Here is a 3,818-nt window from a genome sequence, read left to right as displayed (position 1 = left end):
GGCTAGTTTCCTAGTTTGCTTTTTGATTTTCATTGAGTATAAGATAAAAACAAAGGGCCATCAAGTGATGTAGCCCTTTTGAGTAATACAAGCAAATTACCATGCAAAAGCTGTCGTTGGAGCATTGAGAGCTTCTAACCACTGTTTATTCTTCACGGGGCAAAGAGTTACGGATATACCTGCCATATCCAGACTGGTCATAAATGTTCCTGATTTTATAAAGGTAATAGTGACTCCTTCAATTTCTAAGAGTTGAAGGAGATCATTGATAAATATGCCCATTTCTAAGTTGCTGGTAGTGCCTAGATTATTTACAAGCAATATAAAATGATCACCCTTTTTCCAATGATAGTGCAATCTTAATTTACTTATAATTTCATTTGCAAGGATTTCCGATGATTGGAATGGGACGATACGATAGCCTTCTTCGCCATGTATCCCAATACCATAAGAAATATTTCCTTCTTCCAAGTTAAATAGTGGAAGGGTGGCTTGGGGGAGACTAGCCGATTTCCTTGCAAAGCCAATTGTTGCGATTTCGGGAGCAAGCTCATGACCTAAATCAGTTAGTTGCTCGATGTTGGCACCATTTTGAGCTGCAAATCCTAGGATTTTATGAAGTAAGATTGTCCCTGCAAGCCCCCTTCCTCTAATTTGAAATCTATTGTGAGGTTCAATTGAAATATCGTCGTGTGCTAGACTATAGCCGACCTTAATTCCTTCTTTTCTAGCGGTGTTAATGGCCCAGCTAAATTCTTTGATGTCTGCTTCGAAATTTTTTACAATGATGAAGACACCTTGTCCATTATTTAAAAAACGAATAGACTCTAAGATTTCAGTTCTTGTAGGTGGAGTAAATAATTGGCCGTAGATAGCAGCGGTAAGCATTCCTTCTCCCACATATCCAATATGAGCAGGTTCATGACCTGAACCTCCACCCGACAATATTGGAACCTGATGAGGATTGCGATTTTTTTGATAGACTAATGGTAAGGTAGGGTATTTTTCTAATTCAGGGTGACTGCTGACAGTTGCTGAAATATAACTTGAAATAATTTTCTGTTTATGATTTGAAATAAATGTCATTGTGGTCTCTTTCCAATAATTGTCATGATTAGAAAGTCTGGTTGTGGAACTGGACTTTTTTTATTGACGTAAGCCTTCACGATTTCTGCTAGAGCATGTGAATGATAGTCTAACAAAAAACAAGTATAAGCAGATGAATCGATATCAATCTGACCATATTCTCTTAAAATTTTTGATACAAGCAAGCGACAGTAGCTGATAAAGTGGTCATAGAAGCTATTTTGCCCTTGAATATCAAAAAGTTGAATATAAAAGTCACGCTCTTGTTCGAAATAAAGAAATAGTTCTTGTAATAGTTTTTGGCCTGAAATGAAGTCCAAGTTATTGGTGATATACTCGGTTAAGTCATTTTCAAATATCCAGTCTAGCAGTTCATATTTGTCAAGAAAGTGATTATAAAAGGTCTGTCTACGAATGCCAGCTGATTCCATGATATCTACAATAGAGATTTTGTCAAATTCTCTAGTAGCTAATAGGTCTCTAAATGCCTTGGCAATCCGTTTTTTTGTAATAAATGATGATGCCATAGGAAACCTTTCTTTTACTTACTTCATTTTACCAAAAAAATGTTTGAAACGGGTTTAAAAGGGGACAAATAATAGAATCTGTCCCTTATCAGCCAGCGATAAAAAATATATAATGAAAGCGAAAACAAAGGTAGATGCCGAAAGGAGTTTCTCATGAAAAAAATTATAAATGAACCGACACAAGTTGTTGATGAAATGTTGCAGGGGTTATCATTCATGCATGATGACTTGGTAGAACGTTTAGATGGTTTTGATGTTATCGTTAGAAAGGCAGAAAAGACAGGAAAAGTTGGACTCATTTCAGGTGGAGGTTCAGGACATGAACCAAGTCATGCTGGATTTGTAGGAGATGGAATGTTGTCTGCTGCCATTTGTGGAGCAGTCTTCACTTCACCTACTCCGAACCAAATTTTAGAAGCCATTAAGGCGGCTGATGAAGGTGCTGGAGTTTTCATGGTCATCAAGAACTATTCTGGGGACATTATGAACTTTGAAATTGCACAAGAACTTGCTGAAATGGAAGGTATTGATGTAGCAAGCGTTGTAGTCGATGATGATATTGCTGTTGAAAATAGTCTCTATACCCAAGGGCGTCGAGGTGTTGCAGGTACTATATTAGTCCATAAAATTTTGGGTGATGCGGCTCGTTCTGGTAAAACATTATCTGAAATGAAGGACTTGGCCGATAAACTTGTGTTAGAAATTAAAACAATTGGGCTGGCCTTGTCTGGAGCAACCGTTCCTGAAGTTGGGAAACCAGGTTTTGTTCTAGAAGATGATGAATTTGAATATGGAGTTGGTATTCATGGTGAGCCAGGATATAAAAAAGAGAAAATGCAACCTTCAGCACAATTGGCCTCAGAATTGGTTGAAAAACTATCTGAAGGTTTCCAACTTAAATCTGGTGAACGCTATGGACTTCTCATCAATGGTTTAGGAAGCACTCCTCTTATGGAACAATACGTATTTGCAAATGATGTGGCTAAATTACTCCATGAAAAAGGTGTTGAGTTGGTATTTAAGAAAATTGGAAACTATATGACATCAATCGATATGGCTGGATTATCATTAACATTGATTCGATTGGCAGATGATGAGTGGTTGGATGCTCTAAATGCACCTGTTACTACACCAGCTTGGTAAAACTCAAGGAGGAAATGTCAAATGAATGCTGAACAAGCTCTTGAATGGATGAAGCTTTTTAATGAAAAGATTCAAGAACAGAAAGATTACCTTAGTGAGTTAGACACTCCTATAGGAGATGGAGACCACGGTGGAAATATGGCGCGTGGCATGGCTGCGGTTATGGAAAACTTAGAAGGAAAGCAATTTGAGACCAGCAGTGATGTGTTTAAACTTGTCTCAATGCAACTACTGAGTAAGGTAGGCGGTGCTTCTGGTCCCTTGTATGGATCTGCTTTTATGGGCATGGCCAAGGCTGATTCTAATTCGAAAATAGAGGAAATCTTACAAAGCGGTTTGGATATGATTGTCAAACGTGGGAAAGCAGAAGTTGGAGAAAAGACAATGGTTGATGTTTGGACTCCTGTTATTGCTGCCTTGTCTGCTGGCCAATTGACTCAAGAGGTTATTGATCAGGTAGTGAATGCTACCAAAGATTTACTTGCAACTAAAGGAAGGGCATCTTATGTAGGAGAACGTTCTCTTGGACATATTGATCCTGGATCATTCTCATCAGGATTACTCTTTACTGCTCTTTTAGAAACTGGGGTGGTTTAATGGGAAGTATTGGTCTTGTTATCATTTCACATTCCAAACACATTGCACAAGGTGTCGTTGAACTGATTAGTGAAGTAGCTAAAGATGTTCCGATTACTTATGTAGGAGGAACCGAAGATGGAGGAATTGGAACAAGTTTTGATCAAGTAGATAGGGTTGTTTCCGAAAATCCAGCAGATACTTTATTAGCCTTTTTTGACCTAGGTTCTGCTAAAATGAACTTAGAAATGGTGGCTGATTTCAGTGATAAAAGTATCGTCATCAATAGGGTTCCGATTGTAGAAGGTGCCTATACTGCAGCTGCTCTTCTTCAGGCTGGTGCAGAACTGTCAGTTATTCAAACACAGTTGTCGGAGCTTGAAATCAATAAATAAGGAATTTTACTATAACTCTTTTTATAGGTGGGCTGTTGATTATCTCAACTATCAAAGTTTAATACTCAATGAAAATTAAAGAGCAAACTAG

General features: G+C 38.0%; 5 protein-coding genes. 3 read left to right on the top strand and 2 right to left on the bottom strand.

Annotated features, from left to right (window positions below):
• Window positions 1–96: 96 nt before the first annotated feature.
• Window positions 97–1,086: a DhaKLM operon coactivator DhaQ gene (gene dhaQ / locus HT721_RS10755; protein ID WP_173229809.1), complete on the bottom strand. Its 990-nt coding sequence runs from the start codon at window positions 1,084–1,086 to the stop codon at window positions 97–99.
• On the bottom strand, window positions 1,083–1,613 hold the full coding sequence (gene dhaS / locus HT721_RS10750; RefSeq protein ID WP_173229807.1) for a dihydroxyacetone kinase transcriptional activator DhaS: 531 nt from the start codon (window positions 1,611–1,613) through the stop codon (window positions 1,083–1,085). Before dhaS ends, dhaQ begins: the two co-directional genes overlap by 4 nt.
• 153 nt (window positions 1,614–1,766) lie before the next feature.
• Between dhaS and dhaK the strand changes: the two genes are divergently transcribed.
• From dhaK to dhaM, 3 genes are read left to right on the top strand one after another with little or no spacing between them, the layout of a single operon-like run.
• The gene (dhaK, locus tag HT721_RS10745) at window positions 1,767–2,756 is read left to right on the top strand and encodes a dihydroxyacetone kinase subunit DhaK (RefSeq protein ID WP_173229805.1); all 990 of its coding nucleotides are present in this window, start codon (window positions 1,767–1,769) and stop codon (window positions 2,754–2,756) included.
• A 21-nt stretch (window positions 2,757–2,777) separates the two neighbouring features.
• A complete protein-coding gene (gene dhaL / locus HT721_RS10740) occupies window positions 2,778–3,353 on the top strand; it encodes a dihydroxyacetone kinase subunit DhaL (protein WP_050242716.1) in 576 nt (191 codons plus the stop codon).
• The gene (gene dhaM, locus HT721_RS10735; protein WP_173229803.1) at window positions 3,353–3,727 is read left to right on the top strand and encodes a dihydroxyacetone kinase phosphoryl donor subunit DhaM; all 375 of its coding nucleotides are present in this window, start codon (window positions 3,353–3,355) and stop codon (window positions 3,725–3,727) included. The genes dhaL and dhaM overlap by 1 nt, the downstream gene beginning before the upstream one ends.
• Window positions 3,728–3,818: the final 91 nt, after the last annotated feature.

This window comes from Streptococcus sp. 4094, assembly GCF_013277125.1.
Lineage (GTDB): Bacteria > Bacillota > Bacilli > Lactobacillales > Streptococcaceae > Streptococcus.
The sequence above is the reverse complement of the archived record's forward strand: the minus strand, read 5'-3'. Positions and strand labels throughout refer to the sequence as shown.